The following is a 14,759-nucleotide window of genomic DNA, read 5'->3' on the forward strand; positions in this document are numbered from 1 at the left end:
GGAACTGCACGGCCGACCATGCACTCACCTTCGCGGTGGGCCGGTCGCGCAGTTCCTCGCGCCCCTGTTGTCGCGCGGCTGCCTATTCGGGCTTCTTGCGGCGGCTGCCGAAGACGATCTCGTCCCAGCTGGGCACCGTCGCCCGGCGGCCCGGGCGGACGCCGTCCGCCTCGGCCTGCCGGTCGGTGGTGCCGACCAGCCGCTCGCGGTGCGGCGCCACCGAACGCGGCATCAGGATGTCGGCGTACGCGGACCCCGCACCGACGCTGGCGGCCGGGGCGGCGGTCTCCTCGACCTCCTCCGGCTCCTCCACGGCGGCGGGCTCCAGCGTCGGGCCGACCGGGGTCAGCTCGCCGCGGTACGCGGGCACCACGTCGAGCAGGCTGGTCAGCGAATCCCGCTCGCCGGAGGCGGCGACCGCCTCGCGGGCCTCGCGCACCTCCCGGGTCTGCATGATCCGGTCGGCCGAGGGCCGCTCGATCATCGGGCGGGCCGGGCGGTCCTGGGGCAGCCTGGCGATCCGCGGGATGAACGGGAAGACGGAGTCCTCCTCGCGTTCCACGTTCTCGCCGATCAGCGCGCGCGCCTCGTCGTCGTTCGGCTGGACCAGCCGGCGGGGCGGGTCGTACGACCAGCTCGCGCTGCGGCCCTCGCCGTCGGCGCGGTAGGCCAGGATGACCTCCCAGGTGCCGTCGTCGCGACGCCAGGAGTCCCAACGCTCGGTGTCCTTCTCGGCGCCGCGCAGCGCGAGCCGCTCCGCGACCGCCTCACCGAGCTGCGGGCCGGTGGACTCGCCGTGCCGGCGGATCGCGGTCTTCCGCGCCCGCTCCGCCATGAAGGCGCGCTCGGCCAGCACCGGGCCCTCGAAGCGGCGCACCCGCTCGACCGAGATGCCAGCGGCCTGCGCGACCTCTTCGGCCGAGGCGCCTGCTCGTATCCGCGCCTGGATGTCCCGGGGGCGGAGGTGGCTCTCCACCTCGATCTCGATCTGGCCGAGCCGCGGCCGGTCGCCCCGGATGGCGGCGCGCAGCCGCTCGTCGATGGGGAGGGTGTACTCCGTGGAGTCGGCAGCCTTGAGCACCAGCCGTGTGCCGTCGTTGCTGACGGCCACAACCCGCAGTTCGGGCACGGTTACCTCCCGGGTGGTGCCTGCCGACGTCACCTGCGTCGCTGCTCCCGTACTGAGTGTGGCCTGCCCGCCCGCGACTGGCCACAACCTTGCAGAGTTACCCGGCGTGTCGGGCTTTCGCCCGGGCGCGCCGCTGTGGCACGGTTGCCTGTTTGCCACGTCGCAGGTCGACGTCGCGCCCGTGCTTCCGGGCCGCCGTCCGACGGGCGGTCGACAGAGGTGGCCGAAGGCTCAGACTCCACGAACAGTACTCCATTCGTGGCATCCGGAGGGGCGGCTCGCCGCTCAAGTCTCCCGCGAATCACCGGAATCTCAAGAGCGCGCACCCCAATGGCCGACCTCCGATCAGTGGACGGTGATCATCTTCACATATATCGACCGCAGAGAACCAGATTTTCGCCCCTTGTGTCCTTCTTTGTGCAAGATGGAGAGACTTGTTCGCAAACCAGCCGAGCCGACCGAGGGACAGGGATGCCGCAGCAGAGCGCGCGAGGGGCCGTGAAGGAACCGGACACCTCGGGGGAGGACAGGCGGCGGCGGATCGACCTGAGCGTCACTCAGGTCGTGGCGAGTGCGCTGGCCGCGGTGGCCGGCGCGGTGCTCGCCTCCGAGCTCGGTGTGTACGGGACGATCCTCGGCGCGGCGGTGGTCAGCGTCGGGGCGACCACCGGCAGCGCGGTGTTCCAGCACGTCTTCCGGCGCACCGGGGAGCAGCTGCGCAGCGCGGTCGACCGCGATCCGCGGCCGGGTGCCGGGTCCGGCCCGAAGCCGGTCACCGAACTCTCGTCCGAATGGAACGAGCCACGGGTGGTGCGGGCCAGGCGTCGCTGGACCTGGAAGACCTACTCGGTGGTGTCCGCGCTGGTGTTCGTCCTGGCGATGGTGCCGATCGTGGCGGTGGAGGCGGCGGCGGGCAAGCCGATGCACGACATCACCACCGGTCAGGACGGCAGCGGGACGTCGTTCAACCCCGGCCGGCGGTCGTCGACGCCGCAGGAGGCGCCGAAGGACGGGCCCTCCGCGGATCCGGCGCAGCAGCCGTCCGCACCGCCCTCCACCGCGCCGTCGGGCGGCCCGAGTTCCTCGCCGAGCGCCGGGACGTCCCCGACGCCCTCGTCCTCGCCCGCGGCCTCGCCGAGCGGTTCGGCGTCCGGCGGGGCGGGCAGCCCGGCGCCGAGCGGTGAGCCGTCCGCGGCGGCCGGGACCGCCGGGAGCGCCGTCCCCGGCTCGAACGACGCCGCCGCCACCCCGGCCGGCACGCCGTCCCCGCGGGGCTGAGGCCGGTCAGGCGCCGAGCACCCGGCGCAGGTAGTCGTTGCCGAAGACCCGCTGCGGGTCGACCTCGTCGCGCAGGGCGGTGAAGTCGCCGAAGCGCGGGTAGACCGAGGCGAGGTACTCGGCGTCGCGGGTGTGCAGCTTGCCCCAGTGCGGGCGGCCCTGATGGGCGGTCATCAGCTTCTCCACCTCGGTGAAGTAGCCCTGCTCGGCGGTGCCGCGGTACAGGTGGACGGCGATGTAGGCGGTGTCGCGGCCGCTCGCGGTGGACAGCCACAGGTCGTCCGCGGGGGCGACCCGGACCTCGACGGGGAAGCTGATCCGCCAGTTCGAGCGCTCGACCAGCGCCTTGAGCTCGCGCAGCACGGTGGTGGCCGCCTCGCGCGGCACCGCGTACTCCATCTCGACGAAGCGGACGGTGCGCGGGCTGGTGAAGACCTTGTACGCGAGGTCGGTGTAGCTGCGCTCGGACCAGGCGCGGCTGGCGACCTGGGCGATGGTCGGGACGGCGGCCGGGAAGCGGCGGCCGATCCGGCAGGCGCCCTCCCAGACGGTGTTGGAGAGGAACTCGTCCTCCAGCCACTCCTTGAACCGGGGCAGCGGCGCGGCCGGGCCCTGGCTGCGGTTGTTGCGCTTGGTGGAGCAGCGGTCGGTGTGCGGGAACCAGTAGAACTCGAAGTGCTCGTTGACGGCGACGAGGTCGTCGAAGGCGGCGAGCACGTCGTCGAAGGCCATCGGCTGCTCGTGCGCGGTGAGCAGGAAGGCGGGTTCGACGGCGAGGGTGAGGGCGCTGATCACGCCGAGTGCGCCGAGGCCGAGCCGGGCGCCCCGGAAGAGCTCGGGGTTCTCGTCGGGGGAGCACCGCTGCACGGTGCCGTCGGCGAGGACGATCTCCAGGGCGCGGATCTGCGCGGCGAGCGAGCCGGAGTCCCGGCCGGTGCCGTGGGTGCCGGTGGAGGTGGCGCCGGCGACGGTCTGCACCTCGATGTCGCCCATGTTGGTCAGCGACAGGCCGGCGGCCGCGAGCAGGCGGTTGAGCCGGTGCAGCGGCAGCCCGGACTCGACGGTGACGGTGCCCGCCTCGCGGTCGATCTCGCGGACGGCGGTGAGCCGGTCGGGGCGGATCAGCACGCCGTCCCCGGCGGAGGCGATGGCGGTGAACGAGTGCCCGGAGCCGACCGCCTTCACCGTCCGGCCCGCCTCCGCGGCCGCGCGGATCACCTCGCCGAGTTCCGCGGCGCCGGCCGGCGAGAGCACCTGGCCGGGCCGGGCGCTCTGGTTGCCGGCCCAGTTGCGCCAGCCGTCGGTGGTGGGGCGGTGCGGCATGGGGGTGCCTCCTGCTGCGGTCAGGTGAGCCACGACACGAACTACCGGTGGGTAGAGGGAGCGTAGTCACAGTTCCGCTGCAGGTCCACGGGTGATCACCCGAGGGCTTCGGTGAGCTCCTCGGCCTTCTCCTCGGCGCGGTCCAGCCCGCCGCGCAGGCGCGGGAGCCCGGCGTAGGCGACCAGGGCGCCGAAGAGGGCCGCCCCCAGGGCCACCCAGTACCCGGCGCGGGCACCCGCGGCGTCGACCACCCAGCCGCCGGCCGAGGAGCCGAGGGCGACGCCCAGGGCGAGGCCGGTGGTGGTCCAGGTCATGCCCTCGGTGAGCTTCGCGGCCGGGACGAGTCGTTCGACCAGCGCCATCGCGGTGATCAGGGTCGGGGAGATGGCGAGCCCGGCGATGAACAGAGCGGCGCCGACGGCGACCAGGCCGCCGGTGCCGTGCATCCGGGCGGCGATCACCAGCGGCACCATGGAGGCGGCCATCGCGGTGACGCCGACCAGGAACCGCACCGCCATCGATCCGGTGAGCCGCAGCGTGCCGAAGACCGCCCCGGCGAGGCAGGAGCCGGCCGCGTACACCGCGAGGACGGGGCCGGAGGAGGCGGTGTCGCCCTGGGCCTTGGCGAAGGCCACGGTGACCACCTCGACCGAGCCGAAGATCGCGCCGACCGCGACGAAGGTCGCGACCAGCACCTGGAGGCCGGCGGAGCGGATCGCCGACTCGCCGGAGCGGTGCGCGGAGGGGTGGACCGGCGGCTCGGTGGACCGCTGCGCGGTGAACAGCACCACGCCCACCAGCAGGAACACCCCGGCCAGGGCCAGGCCGGCCTCGGGGAAGAAGGCGGTGGCCAGCCAGACGGCGAGGATCGGCCCGACGATGAAGCACAGCTCGTCCACCACCGCCTCGAAGGAGTACGCGGTGTGCAGCCTGGGCGGCTGGGAGCTGTAGAGGTTCGCCCAGCGGGCCCGGACCATCGACCCGGTGCTCGGCATGGCGCCCATGCCGACGGCGAAGAGGAACAGCGTCCAGTCCGGGGCACCGAGCCGGGCGCTGGCCAGCAGGGCGCTCGCGGAGGCGATGGTGAGCGCCATCGCGGGGAGCGCGACCCGGCGCTGCCCGTACCGGTCGACCATCCAGGAGACCCGGGGGCCGAGGACGGCGGCGGAGACCGCGAGCACCGCGGAGAGCGCGCCGCCCAGGCCGAAGGAGCCGCGGGTCTGGGCCACCATGGTCACGATGCCGATGCCGGTCATCGAGATCGGCAGCCGGGCTATCAGGCCGCTGGCGGAGAAGGCCAGCGTGCCGGGTGCGGCGAAGATCTGGCGGTAGCTGGACAGCACGCTGGCTCCACGGGATGGGGGTAAGGCACACGACTCGCGTAGACAGCTTACGAATCATCACGGCACGACCGCACACCGGCGGCCTGCCGCAGCCGGCCGGTCCCCGGGTGGCAGGATCGGTGGCATGTCCGACTCGCGCACCCTCACCGACCACGCGCCCTACGACGCGCTGCTGCTGCTCTCCTTCGGCGGCCCGGAGGCCCCCGAGGACGTGGTCCCGTTCCTGGAGAACGTCACCCGCGGCCGGGGCATCCCCAAGGAGCGGCTGACCGAGGTCGGCAAGCACTACTTCCTGTTCGGCGGGGTCAGCCCGATCAACGCGCAGAACCGCGAGCTGCTGGCCGCGCTGCGCAAGGACTTCGCCGAGCACGGCCTCGGCCTGCCGGTCTACTGGGGCAACCGCAACTGGGCGCCCTACCTGGTCGACACCCTGCGCGAGATCGCCGCCGACGGCCACCGCCGGATCCTGGTGCTCGCCACCAGCGCGTACGCCGGCTACTCGGGCTGCCGCCAGTACCGGGAGAACCTGGCCGACGCGCTCGCGCAGCTGGCCGCCGAGGGCGCGCCCGAGCTGACCGTCGACAAGCTGCGGCACTTCTACAACCACCCGGGCTTCGTCCGGCCGATGGTCGACGCCACCCTGGCGGCCCTCGCCGAGCTGCCGGCCGGCGTGCGCGACGGCGCCCGGATCGCCTTCACCACGCACTCGATCCCGACCGCGATGGCGGACGCCTCCGGCGACCCGGAGGACCCGGCCCGCGAGCTGCCCGGCGGCGCCTACGTCGCCCAGCACCTGGACGTCGCCCGGCTGATCGCCGAGGCCGTCGCCGAGGCCACCGGCGTCGCCGGCCGCCCGTGGGAGCTGGTCTACCAGTCCCGCAGCGGCGCCCCGCACATCCCGTGGCTGGAGCCGGACATCTGCGACCACCTGGAGGCGCAGCACGCCGACGGCGCCCCGGCCGTGGTGATGGTCCCGATCGGCTTCGTCTCGGACCACATGGAGGTCAAGTACGACCTCGACACCGAGGCGCTGGCCAAGGCCGCCGAGCTCGGCCTGCCCGCCGCCCGGGCCGCCACCGTCGGCACCGACCCGCGGTTCACCGCCGCGGTGCGCGAGCTGGTGCTGGAGCGCGCCGCCGGCGAGCGCGGCGAGCCCGTCGCGCGCTGCGCGCTCGGCGCGCTCGGCCCGAGCCACGACGTGTGCGCCGTCGCCTGCTGCCCCAACCCGCGCGCCCCCCGCCCCGCCGCCGCCCAGCGCTGACCGCGCCGACCACCCGGAGGAACACCGTGCCCAGCCCCGACCTGCTGGACGAACTGCTCGCCCTGGCCACCGAGGCCGCCACCGCGGCCGGCGCCCTGCTGCGCGACGGCCGCCCCGCCGACCTCGGCGTCGCGGCGACCAAGAGCAGCCCGGTCGACGTGGTCACCGAGATGGACCTGGCCTCCGAGAAGCTCGTCCTGGAGCTGATCTCCGGCCGGCGCCCCGCCGACGGCTACCTCGGCGAGGAGGGCGCCGACCGGCCCGGCACCAGCGGCGTCCGCTGGGTCGTCGACCCGCTCGACGGCACGGTCAACTACCTGTACGGGCTGCCCAACTGGGCGGTCAGCGTGGCCGCCGAGGTGGACGGCGAGGCGGTGGTCGGCGTGGTGTTCGCGCCGGTGCGCGGCGAGCTGTTCCACGCGGTGCGCGGCGGCGGGGCCTACCTGGACGGCCGTCCGATCGCCGGCCGGCCCGCCCCCGAGTGGGGCCGGGCGCTGCTGGGCACCGGCTTCGCCTACGTCCAGGAGACCCGGGTCCGGCAGGCGCGGGTGCTGGCCGAGCTGATGCCCGAGGCCCGGGACATCCGGCGCGGCGGCTCGGCCGCCCTCGACCTGTGCGACCTGGCCGCGGGCCGGCTGGACGGCTACTACGAACGCGGCCTGGCGCCCTGGGACCGGGCGGCCGGCCTGCTGGTGGTCCGCGAGGCCGGACTACTCGCGGAGGGCCCCGCCCGGGGCGAGCACACCGGCCTGACCCTCGCCGCGCCCGCCGGCACCTTCGAGCGCCTGCGGGAGCGGCTGACCGAGCTCGGCGCCTGAGAACCGCCCCCGGACAGCGAAGGGCCCTGGCACAGTGTTCGTGCCAGGGCTCGGTGTTTCGGTGCCTGCCTGCGAAGGGTCAGGCGGCGTGGCGCATCTGGACGGGGTCGACCCCGTGCTCGGCGGCCAGGCGCTGCAGGTCCTCCAGCTCGGACTGCTCGACCTCGGCCAGGAACTCGTCCCCGGACTCCAGGGCACGGTGCAGATCCTGCTCGGCGTTCTTTATCCGCTGCAGGATTCCGTCGGTGAAGGCGTCCATACGGGCCCCCTAACTGTGTCGGACGGGCGCGGCCCGTGCGTCCCCCGGCGAAGAGGAAGGAGATCTGGCGATTCCCCCGGGCCGGTGCGGATGGGACAACACGGCGGGTGGGTGTGCGATCCGCCGAATGGCGGCATCACTGGTGTGCAGCTTGTCCTCCCCGCCCCCGGGCCGGGGAAACCTGCTGACGGAAGAAAGTTGCCCGCGTCACAGTCCAATCGGCCTTCCCCGCCTCCGCTTCGGCCGTCCCCGCTGGTCTTACCGCTGCTTTACCAGCGGACCAGGCAGGATGGAGGCACCGTCGGACCCCTGTGTCGGGGGCCGAACCAGGAGAAGGGACAACCACCGTGCGGGTTCTCGTCGTCGAGGACGAGCAGCTGCTCGCCGAGGCCGTCGCGACCGGTCTGCGCCGCGAGGCGATGGCCGTCGACGTGGTCTACGACGGAGAGGCGGCCCTGCAGCGGATCGCCGTCAACGACTACGACGTGGTCGTCCTCGACCGCGACCTGCCGCTGGTGCACGGCGACGACGTCTGCCGCCGGGTGGTGGAGCAGGGCCTGGCCACCCGCGTGATCATGCTCACCGCCTCCGGTGACATCTCCGACCGGGTCGAGGGCCTGGAGATCGGCGCCGACGACTACCTGCCCAAGCCCTTCGCCTTCAGCGAGCTGGTCGCCCGGGTCCGGGCGCTCGGCCGCCGCGCCACCGTCCCGCTGCCGCCCGTCCTGGAGCGGGCCGGCATCAGCCTGGACCCGGGCCGCCGCGAGGTGATCCGGGACGGCCGCACCGTCCAGCTGGCACCCAAGGAGTTCGCCGTCCTGGAGGTCCTGATGCGGGCCGGCGGCGCCGTGGTCTCCGCCGAGCAGCTGCTGGAGAAGGCCTGGGACGAGCACACCGACCCCTTCACCAACGTCGTCCGGGTCACCGTGATGACCCTGCGCCGCAAGCTCGGGGACCCGCCGGTGATCATCACCGTGCCCGGCTCCGGCTACCGGATCTGACCCCACCCAGGAGAACCCGAGAGGACTGGCCATGACCACCCCGCCACCCGCCGGCGGGGCCCCCGGCGCGCCCGCCGGCGGCCCGGGGCCGGTACCGCCGCGCCCGCCCCACCCCCCGCACCCGGCGCTCACCGCGCACCGACCGGGCCGCCGCACCGAGCACCGGGCGGAGGAGCGCTACCACCCCGGTGACGGCCTGTTCGCCTGGCTGTCGCTGCGCCCCACCATCCGGATCAGGCTCACCCTGCTGTACGGCGGGATGTTCCTGATGGCCGGCGTCGTCCTGCTGCTGCTGATGTACTACTTCGTCCGCCAGTCGCTCCAGGACGCCGCCCTGCCGCACCTGGTGCTCAAGGGCCAGAACATCACCGTCGAGACGCCGGACGGCCTGCAGATCACCAACCAGGCCACCCTGGACCGCTGGCTGGCCAACTACCAGACCGTGCAGTCCAACGCGGCGCTCAACACCCTGCTGCGCCAGGCCCTGACCGCGCTGGTCTGCCTGGCCGTGATCGCCTTCGCGGCCGGCTACGCGATGGCCGGCCGGGTGCTGCACCCGCTCGGCCGGATCACCCGCACCGCCCGCGAGGTGGCCGGTTCCGACCTGCACCGGCGGATCGAGCTGGACGGGCCGGACGACGAGCTCAAGGAGCTCGCCGACACCTTCGACGACATGCTGGAGCGGCTCGACCGCGCCTTCGACTCGCAGCGCAGGTTCGTCTCGAACGCCTCGCACGAGCTGCGCACCCCGCTGGCGATCAACCGCACCCTGCTGGAGGTCCAGCTCTCGGACCCCGAGGCCTCGCCCGACCTGCAGCAGCTCGGCAAGACCCTGCTGGCCACCAACGAGCGCAGCGAGCAGCTGGTCGAGGGCCTGCTGCTGCTCGCCCGCAGCGAGAACGAGATCACCGAGCGCCGCCCGGTGGAGATGTCCGAGGTCGCGCTGCGCGCCGTCGAACAGGTCAAGCCGGAGGCCACCGGCCGCGAGGTCACCCTGCGCACCGACCTGCAGGCCGCCCCGGTGACCGGCAACGGCGTGCTGCTGGAGCGGGTCGCGCTCAACCTGCTGCAGAACGGCGTGCGCTACAACAGCCCGGACGGCTGGGTGGAGATCACCACCAAGTCCGTCCCCGGCGGCGGCGGCGAACTGGTGGTCTCGAACACCGGCCCGGTGGTGCCCGGGTACGAGCTGGAGCACATCTTCGAGCCGTTCCGCCGGATCAAGGGCGCCGACCGGACCCGCAGCGACAAGGGCGTGGGCCTCGGCCTGTCCATCGTGCGCTCGGTCGTTCGTGCCCATGGCGGCACCATCGAGGCCGTCCCCCGCCCCGGCGGCGGCCTGCGGATCCAGGTCCGCGTGCCCTAGCCGCACCGTGCCCCCGCCGGCCGCCCCTGCCCAGCCGTGTCAGAACGACATAAGCGCTGGACAGGGGCGGCTTGTCATTTGCGCCCCGGTCAACTTACGGTGTCGTAACCTACGCAGCCGTAGGTGAGACGAGCCTGACCGGGCACGCCCCGGTTACCCCCTCAGGAGTACCGCCGTGACCATCGCACCCGTGCAGCGCACCGCCACCTCCGGTTGGACCGACGCCCGGCTGATCCTCGAACTCGAACAGGTCGTCGAGACCGAGCTCAACCGGCACCTCAAGGTCGCCAAGGAGTGGATGCCGCACGAGTACGTGCCGTGGAGCCGGGGCCGCGACTTCGACGGTGTGCTCGGCGGCGAGGCGTGGTCGGTCGAGCAGTCCCAGGTGACCCCGCTGGCCCGGATCTCGCTGGTGGTCAACCTGCTCACCGAGGACAACCTGCCGAGCTACCACCACGAGATCGCGACCATGTTCGGCCGCGAGGGCGCCTGGGGCACCTGGGTGCACCGCTGGACCGCCGAGGAGGGCCGGCACGGCATAGCCATTCGCGACTACCTGCTCGCCACCCGGGCCGTCGACCCGGTCGAGCTGGAGCGGGCCCGGATGGCGCACATGGAGGAGGGCTTCGAGTCCGACAACTCGCACAGCATGCTGCACTCCGTGGCGTACGTGGCCTTCCAGGAGCTCGCCACCCGGATCGCGCACCGCAACACCGGCCACCACTCCGGCGACCCGCTCTGCGACCAGCTGCTGGCCAAGATCGCCAACGACGAGAACCTGCACATGGTCTTCTACCGGAACCTGCTGAAGGCCGCCCTGGAGATCGCCCCGGACCAGGCCATGCGGGCCATCGCGGACGTGGTCACCAACTTCCGGATGCCCGGCCACGGCATGCCCGGCTTCGAGCGCTCCGCCGTCCAGATCGCCGTCGGCAACGTCTACAACCTGCGCATCCACCACGACGACGTGCTGCAGCCCGTGCTGCGCAAGCTCAAGGTGATGGAGATCGACGGCCTCGGCCCCGAGGGCGCCCGCGCCCAGCAGGAGCTCGGCGCCTTCCTGGACGGCCTGGACGCCCAGGCCACCAAGTTCGACGAGCGCCAGGCCGCGATGCTGGCCCGCCGGGCCGCGGCTGCCGCCCGGAAGTGAGATTGCCCGAATTTCGGGAGAAAAGTTCTGACTGTGGCGAAGCTCACATCCGCCCCTCGGACGAGCCTGGGTGCCCCTCTCGGGTGATCACCCGTTCGGGCGAGCCGGTTGCACAGCGTGACCGGAGGTCTGCGCCCAGTGATTTGGCGATCTGCCGTCAGCTCTCTTGGCAGGCAGGTCAGTTGGCGCCCTCCGCCCCGTCCGCCGGGCACCCTCGGTAGTCGGGGCGGCCGCGCAGCAGTGGCGGATTAGCACCCCCGGGTGAACGCGTTCGGAACCTGTTCGATCACCCCAACGGGCTTCCGGCTGGGTGTCGATTGAGTAACGGGGCTTGAAGTAAGGCACAATCTCCGCCTCGGGTCGGGCACAAGACCGACCTCCCATGCGTTACGTGCGCTGGAGATACCGCACACCGCACACACCCAAAGGGGGAGAGCGACACATGGCAACCGATTACGACACCCCACGCAAGACCGATGACGACCTCAACGAGGACAGCATCGAGGAGCTGAAGGCCCGCCGGAACGAGAAGTCCTCCGGTTCGGTCGACGTCGACGAGTACGACGCCGCCGAAGGCCTTGAGCTCCCCGGAGCCGACCTCTCCAACGAGGAGCTGTCGGTCCGAGTGCTGCCCCGCCAGGCCGACGAGTTCACTTGCTTCAAGTGCTTCCTCGTCCACCACCGCAGCCAGCTCTACAGCGAGAAGAACGGCCAGCCGATCTGCCGGGACTGCGGGGCCTGACCACGGAGCGGCCGTGGTCCGGGCGGGCGAGACCCCTCCGCCCACCCGGTGAGCCGCCCCGACCGGCCTTGAGCAGCGAGGCCGGAGGCAGCAGCAGCGGCCGCCCCGAGCGGCCGCACCCACAAGAACGGAGAAGGGACGGTCCCGCAGACCTGCGGAACCGTCCCTCCTTCGCGTTCAGGGGCCTCCTGGGGCCCCTTGCGGGCGCTACTGGACACGCCCTCCCCGGGCCGCCTGGGCGAGGGCGTCCGCCAGCCGCTGAGGGGAGCGCGTCGACAGGTACAGGTACGGCGTCGGATCGGCCGGATCGGTCACCTCCACCTTCAGCGCCGTCGGCACGTAGCTGCGCAGCAGCATGAAGGCCCGCGGATTCGCCTTCACCCCGCGCCACGCCACCGCCTCCGCCGGGTCGAGCACCTCGGCCGCGCCGAGCGCCGACACCGGGATCCGGGCCTGCCCGGCCACCAGCGACCCCTGGACCACCCGGATCCGGGCCGAGCCGTAGCTGCTGAGCGCGGCCGCGCCCGCGACCACCCCGACGACCAGGCCGGCCAGCGCGGCCACCCCGCTGAAGCGCAGCAGGATCAGGGCGAGCGAGACCCCGACCGCGATCGGCAGCAGCCACCAGGAACGGGGGACGGTGAGACGTTCGTCGTACATGCCCCCATTGTGGGCGGCCCCACCGCCGGGCCTGCCGCTGACCCCGCCGCTGCGCCCGTCCCCGGGCCCGTCCCCGCGCCCGCCCCCGCGCCCGCCGCGGTGCGCCGCGGGTGCCGAAGCCGCCCCTCCTCGCCTTTGCTACTGGCAGGTAAGGTCGCGCGTGTGAACGGACCGATCGCCTCGCCCCCCACGCCCTCCGCCGGGTTCCTGACGCCGACCACGCCGCCGGCCGACGCCGTCCTGCCGCCGCGCGCCCCCGAGGCGCCCGCCCCCGGCTCGCCGCTCGGCTCGCACTACGACCAGTGCTTCGGCTGCGGCCCGCAGCACCCGCAGGGCCTGCGGATGACCACCACCGCGGGCGAGGGCCTGGAGGTCTTCGCCGAGCTCACCGTCCGGGACTGCCACCAGGGCGGCCCCGGGCTGGCCCACGGCGGCCTGCTGACCACCGCCATGGACGAGACCCTCGGCTCGCTGAACTGGCTGCTGCACGCCCCCGCCGTCACCGGCCGGCTGGAGACCGACTTCGTCTGCCCGGTCCCCGTCGACAGCGTGCTGCACATCCGCGCCTGGATCACCGGCGTGCACGGCCGCAAGATCTACAGCGCGGCCGAGGGCCGGATCGGCGGGCCGGACGGACCGCTCGCCATCCGGGCACAGGCACTCTTCATCCAGGTGAAGCTGGAACACTTCACCACGCACGGTCGTCCCGAGGACATCAAGAAGGTCCTGGACGACTCGGACCTGATGAAGCGCGCCCGAGCCTTTGAGGTGAACCCGTGAGCCTGACCCCCCGCCCGCCGGTCGACATCCTGATCCGACGGCTCGACCCCGAGCTGCCGCTGCCGGCCTACGAGCACCCCGGCGACGCCGGCGCCGACCTGCGCACCACCGTCGAGGCCGAGCTGAAGCCGGGCGAGCGGGCCGTCCTGCCGACCGGCATCGCCATTGCGCTTCCGGACGGTTACGCCGCGTTCGTGCACCCCCGGTCCGGACTCGCAGCCCGCTGCGGAGTTGCACTGGTGAACGCCCCGGGGACGGTCGATGCCGGGTACCGTGGTGAGATCAAGGTGATCGTCGTCAACTTGGATCCGCGCGAGGCAGTCGTCTTCCGTCGAGGCGACCGGATCGCCCAGCTGGTCATCCAGCAGGTCGAGAAGGCGAGCTTCCACGAGGTGGCCGAGCTGCCCGGTTCGGCACGTGCCGAGGGCGGGTTCGGGTCGACCGGCGGCCACGCCGCGGTCTAGCATTCCCGCGGTCTCGCAGTAGCCGGGCCGGTACCGGGCTGGTACAAGCAGCAGCACACGCACCACACCGCTTCGCAGGTATTCGCTTCGGTCTTGGATTCGGTCTTGGACCGGGAAGGACAGTGACCGTGTTCCGTCGTCGCAAGAGCGAGGACGCTGTCGAGCAGCTCGCCGAGGACGCCATCAGCGCCGACGAGACGGCCGATGACGTCGAGGGTTCCGCCGAGAGCGAGAACGACACCGAGCTGGACCCGTCGGACCGGGTCGGCCTGCCGCCGGCCCCCCGCCCGGACGGTCCGTGGGACATCGCCGAGCTCGAGAAGCCCGAGGAGGGCCGCGTCGACCTGGGTGGCCTGCTGGTCCCCGGTGTCGAGGGCATGGAGCTCCGGGTGGAGGTGGCCGGTGACGCGATCGTCGCCGCCACCCTGGTGCTCGGCAACAGTGCGATCCAGCTCCAGGCGTTCGCCGCCCCCAAGTCCGAGGGCATCTGGGGCGAGGTCCGTGACGAGATCGCCAACGGCATCAGCGGCCAGGGCGGCATCGTCGAGGAGGAGGAGGGCGAGCTCGGCTGGCACCTCCGCGCCCAGGTCCCCGTCCAGCTCCCGGACGGCACCCAGGGCGTCCAGCTGGTCCGGTTCGTCGGCTGCGACGGCCCGCGCTGGTTCCTGCGCGGTGTCATCTCCGGCCAGGCCGCCGTCCAGCCCGAGATGGCCGGCATCCTCGAGCAGGTCTTCCGCCAGACCGTGGTCGTCCGCGGCGAGACCCCGATGGCTCCGCGCGACCCGATCGTGCTCAAGCTCCCCGAGGACGCCCAGATGGTCGCCGACGGTGGCCCCGCCACCTCCGGCGAGGGCGACAGCCCCTACGCCGGCGGCAACCTCGACCCGTTCGCCCGCGGCCCGGAGATCACCGAGGTCCGCTGACGCAGCGCCCTTCCGCCCCCGCCCGAACACCGGGCGGGGGCGGATTTGCTTGTGGGGCTCCCGTCCCCGTACAGTTCCGGAGTCGCGCCGAGAGGGGCGAACGAAAGCGAGTCAGAGGGAAAGCGCCGGTGAAACGGAGCTGAAATTCTCTGATAAGCTGGAGAAACGAACGAAGCGCCCGGAGGGCCCGCTGGAAGGCGGTCCGAAGGAAGCGTCCGTTCCTTGAGAACTCAACAGCGTGCCAAAAGTCAACGCCAGATAT

General features: G+C 72.8%; 15 protein-coding genes. 10 read left to right on the plus strand and 5 right to left on the minus strand.

Going from position 1 to position 14,759, the window contains the following annotated elements; all coding sequences use genetic code 11:
- Nucleotides 1-82 precede the first annotated feature (82 nt).
- The gene (gene sepH / locus ACGFX4_RS21645; protein ID WP_393076760.1) at nt 83-1,162 is read right to left on the minus strand and encodes a septation protein SepH; all 1,080 of its coding nucleotides are present in this window, start codon (nt 1,160-1,162) and stop codon (nt 83-85) included.
- Nucleotides 1,163-1,627: 465 nt separating this feature from the next.
- Between sepH and ACGFX4_RS21650 the strand changes: the two genes are divergently transcribed.
- The gene (locus tag ACGFX4_RS21650; protein WP_393076762.1) at nt 1,628-2,407 is read left to right on the plus strand and encodes a hypothetical protein; all 780 of its coding nucleotides are present in this window, start codon (nt 1,628-1,630) and stop codon (nt 2,405-2,407) included.
- 6 nt (nt 2,408-2,413) lie between these two features.
- On the opposite strand, the gene ACGFX4_RS21655 is transcribed toward ACGFX4_RS21650, so the two are convergent.
- Both ACGFX4_RS21655 and ACGFX4_RS21660 read right to left on the minus strand, forming a co-directional pair.
- Complete coding sequence (locus ACGFX4_RS21655; protein WP_393076765.1) at nt 2,414-3,730, minus strand: D-arabinono-1,4-lactone oxidase; 1,317 nt, start codon at nt 3,728-3,730, stop codon at nt 2,414-2,416.
- Nucleotides 3,731-3,825: 95 nt separating this feature from the next.
- The gene (locus ACGFX4_RS21660; protein ID WP_393076768.1) at nt 3,826-5,073 is read right to left on the minus strand and encodes an MFS transporter; all 1,248 of its coding nucleotides are present in this window, start codon (nt 5,071-5,073) and stop codon (nt 3,826-3,828) included.
- 124 nt (nt 5,074-5,197) lie between these two features.
- On the opposite strand from ACGFX4_RS21660, the gene ACGFX4_RS21665 reads away from it, so the two are divergent.
- Together ACGFX4_RS21665 and ACGFX4_RS21670 are read left to right on the plus strand one after the other, a co-directional pair.
- Nucleotides 5,198-6,334, plus strand: coding sequence for a ferrochelatase (locus ACGFX4_RS21665; protein ID WP_393076771.1), 1,137 nt, complete (start codon nt 5,198-5,200; stop codon nt 6,332-6,334).
- 26 nt (nt 6,335-6,360) lie between these two features.
- Nucleotides 6,361-7,152 (plus strand): inositol monophosphatase family protein, encoded by a 792-nt coding sequence (locus tag ACGFX4_RS21670; protein ID WP_393076774.1) that lies wholly within the window; start codon nt 6,361-6,363, stop codon nt 7,150-7,152.
- 79 nt (nt 7,153-7,231) lie between these two features.
- Here the strand turns inward: ACGFX4_RS21670 and ACGFX4_RS21675 are convergent, their stop codons facing one another.
- Nucleotides 7,232-7,411: a hypothetical protein gene (locus ACGFX4_RS21675; RefSeq protein ID WP_393076777.1), complete on the minus strand. Its 180-nt coding sequence runs from the start codon at nt 7,409-7,411 to the stop codon at nt 7,232-7,234.
- Nucleotides 7,412-7,758: 347 nt separating this feature from the next.
- On the opposite strand from ACGFX4_RS21675, the gene ACGFX4_RS21680 reads away from it, so the two are divergent.
- From ACGFX4_RS21680 to ACGFX4_RS21695, 4 genes are all read left to right on the plus strand, one after another.
- Nucleotides 7,759-8,412 (plus strand): response regulator transcription factor, encoded by a 654-nt coding sequence (locus ACGFX4_RS21680; protein ID WP_345699302.1) that lies wholly within the window; start codon nt 7,759-7,761, stop codon nt 8,410-8,412.
- A gap of 31 nt (nt 8,413-8,443) precedes the next feature.
- Entirely contained in the window at nt 8,444-9,778 is a 1,335-nt protein-coding gene (locus ACGFX4_RS21685) for a sensor histidine kinase (protein ID WP_393076780.1), read from the plus strand.
- Between the two features lie 175 nt (nt 9,779-9,953).
- A complete protein-coding gene (locus tag ACGFX4_RS21690) occupies nt 9,954-10,928 on the plus strand; it encodes an acyl-ACP desaturase (RefSeq protein WP_393076783.1) in 975 nt (324 codons plus the stop codon).
- Between the two features lie 442 nt (nt 10,929-11,370).
- A complete protein-coding gene (locus ACGFX4_RS21695) occupies nt 11,371-11,670 on the plus strand; it encodes a DUF4193 domain-containing protein (RefSeq protein WP_345699305.1) in 300 nt (99 codons plus the stop codon).
- A 207-nt stretch (nt 11,671-11,877) separates the two neighbouring features.
- Here the strand turns inward: ACGFX4_RS21695 and ACGFX4_RS21700 are convergent, their stop codons facing one another.
- A complete protein-coding gene (locus ACGFX4_RS21700; protein WP_393076786.1) occupies nt 11,878-12,330 on the minus strand; it encodes a DUF3093 domain-containing protein in 453 nt (150 codons plus the stop codon).
- A gap of 162 nt (nt 12,331-12,492) precedes the next feature.
- On the opposite strand from ACGFX4_RS21700, the gene ACGFX4_RS21705 reads away from it, so the two are divergent.
- The 3 genes from ACGFX4_RS21705 to ACGFX4_RS21715 all read left to right on the plus strand — a co-directional run bounded on the left by ACGFX4_RS21705 (nt 12,493) and on the right by ACGFX4_RS21715 (nt 14,497).
- Nucleotides 12,493-13,110, plus strand: a complete 618-nt coding sequence (locus ACGFX4_RS21705) for a PaaI family thioesterase (protein WP_393076789.1) — start codon at nt 12,493-12,495, stop codon at nt 13,108-13,110.
- A gap of 2 nt (nt 13,111-13,112) precedes the next feature.
- The gene (gene dut, locus ACGFX4_RS21710) at nt 13,113-13,574 is read left to right on the plus strand and encodes a dUTP diphosphatase (RefSeq protein ID WP_393076816.1); all 462 of its coding nucleotides are present in this window, start codon (nt 13,113-13,115) and stop codon (nt 13,572-13,574) included.
- 128 nt (nt 13,575-13,702) lie between these two features.
- Entirely contained in the window at nt 13,703-14,497 is a 795-nt protein-coding gene (locus ACGFX4_RS21715; protein ID WP_393076792.1) for a DUF3710 domain-containing protein, read from the plus strand.
- Nucleotides 14,498-14,759: the final 262 nt, after the last annotated feature.

Source organism: Kitasatospora sp. NPDC048365 (genome assembly GCF_043200835.1).
Lineage (GTDB): Bacteria > Actinomycetota > Actinomycetes > Streptomycetales > Streptomycetaceae > Kitasatospora > Kitasatospora terrestris.